The organism is Limosilactobacillus portuensis, assembly GCF_014838735.1.
GTDB classification, from domain to species: domain Bacteria; phylum Bacillota; class Bacilli; order Lactobacillales; family Lactobacillaceae; genus Limosilactobacillus; species Limosilactobacillus portuensis.
The window spans coordinates 1-333 of sequence record NZ_JABUXQ010000089.1 but is presented as its reverse complement, the minus strand read 5'-3'; the positions used below and the strand labels follow the sequence as shown (position 1 = coordinate 333).

The following is a 333-nucleotide window of genomic DNA, read 5'->3' as shown; positions in this document are numbered from 1 at the left end:
GTTTCATAATCATCTAGCAAATTTAATTTTTCATTAGGCAGAGAAGATTGTAATTTATTATATTTATTTGATTTCCCATTAGATATTAATTCATTAATAGCATTTTTAGTTTGTTGATTATCAATACTATCTTGAATATTCAATTCTTTGTGGAAGTATTGCATAGTTGAATATTTAACTAAAGGTATCTTACTTAAACTAGCTTTTGCTTTTATGTAATCATTAGACATAGTATCGTATTTTTGTTCAATAGCTGGTGCTTGTTGCTTTAAAAAATTATTAACATTTTGTGGTATTTTAGCTTTTGACCTGTTATTAAGATATTCATCATTA

Annotated in this window: 1 protein-coding gene; it reads right to left on the bottom strand. The window is 24.0% G+C overall.

Features of this window, described 5'->3' with window-relative positions:
• A partial coding sequence (locus HUK49_RS10695) for a hypothetical protein (RefSeq protein WP_413230886.1) occupies positions 1-333 on the bottom strand: 333 nt, incomplete at both ends.